This window comes from Microbacterium paulum (assembly GCF_015707995.1).
GTDB lineage: Bacteria > Actinomycetota > Actinomycetes > Actinomycetales > Microbacteriaceae > Microbacterium > Microbacterium paulum.
Window position 1 is genome coordinate 1 of record NZ_JAAGRY010000124.1, and the last position, 1,458, is coordinate 1,458.

Genomic DNA, 1,458 nt, shown 5'->3' on the forward strand with positions numbered 1-1,458 from the left:
GAGCTTGTCAAGTTGTGTGTGTAAGTGGGCCTTGCCTCGGGGTGTTAGAGGTAGCGGTTGATGCGCTCGGGGTAGACGATCGAGAGTTGCTCGAGGGCTTTCATCCAGTTCGTCACGACTTGGCCTTCGACCAGGCGTCCTTCGGCTTTGCGCTTCGAGCCGCGGGGTAGGCCGCGCTCGCTGGCCCGGTCGCGGGCTCTCTTGTCTTCGATGTTGCAGATCGCGAGCCAGAGCAGCTTCACGGCGGCTTGGTCGTTGGGGAAGTGGCCGCGGTTTTTGATGATCTTCCGGAGCTGGAAGTTCAGCGACTCGATCGCGTTCGTGGTGTAGATCACCCGCCGCAGCTCCGGCGGGAACGCGAGGAACGGCGTGAACCTCTCCCACGCGTCCTCGAACACCTGCGCCGACCGGGGGTTCGCGTGCCCCAACGGTGACGCTTTGAACGCGTCCAGCGCCGCCAGCGCGGCGTCCGCGGTCGGGGCCTGGTAGATCGGCTTCAACGCGGCGGCGACGGCCTTGCGCTGCCCGTAGGCGACGAACCGCATCGCGTTACGGATCAGGTGGACCACGCAGGTTTGGACCATCGATTCGGGCCAGGTCGCCTCGATCGCGTCGGGGAACCCAGTCAGCCCGTCGACGCAGACGATGAGCACGTCACGCACGCCACGGTTGGCGAGTTCAGCACACACCGACGCCCAGAACTTCGCGCCCTCGACTGGTTGCACCCAGATCCCGAGGACGTGCTTGACGCCGTCCATATCGACGCCGACGGCGATGTGCGCGGCCTTGTTGCGGACGTGCCCGCCGTCACGGACCTTGATCACCAGGGCGTCCATGTAGATCACCGGGTAGAACGCTTCCAACGGCCGGTTCTGCCATTGCAGGACCTCGTCGGCGATCTCCTCGGTGATGTTGGAGATCGTCTCGTGGCTGAGGTCGACGCCGAGCGTGGAGACGAGGTGATGCTCGATGTCGCGGACGGTCATCCCGCCGGCGTAGAGGGAGATGATCATCTCGTCCAGCTGCGACAACCGTCGGCTGCCGGTCGGCACCAGCCGGGGCGTGAACGTGCCGTTCCGGTCCCGCGGGATCCGCAGCTCGACCTCCCCGGCCGTGGTGCCCACCGTCTTCGGGAACGACCCGTTCCGTGAGTTATCGTGCAACGCCGCTTCCGGGTCGCCCTTCTCATAACCGACGTGCTCAGTCAGCTCAGCCTGCAACCCGCGCTCGAGACCGGTCTTGATCAGCTGCCGGATGAACCCGCCATCACCGTCGAGCTGAACCTCGCCCGCATCGATCTTCGCGAACAGATCATCCAGCATGCCCGACTCGATCAGACGCTGAGCGCCCTCCGCCTGAGCCTTACGTCGCTCTTCACGCGACGCCCTATCGATAGCCAACAGTGTGTTTCCTTTCGTAAGGAGACCCGGCCCCTTACACACACCATTTGACACGCTC

General features: G+C 64.5%; 1 protein-coding gene. It reads right to left on the minus strand.

The genetic code is table 11. The features are described 5' to 3' along the window. Window positions 1-44: 44 nt before the first annotated feature. On the minus strand, window positions 45-1,322 hold the full coding sequence (locus G3N18_RS15725; protein WP_420827111.1) for an IS256 family transposase: 1,278 nt from the start codon (window positions 1,320-1,322) through the stop codon (window positions 45-47). Window positions 1,323-1,458: the final 136 nt, after the last annotated feature.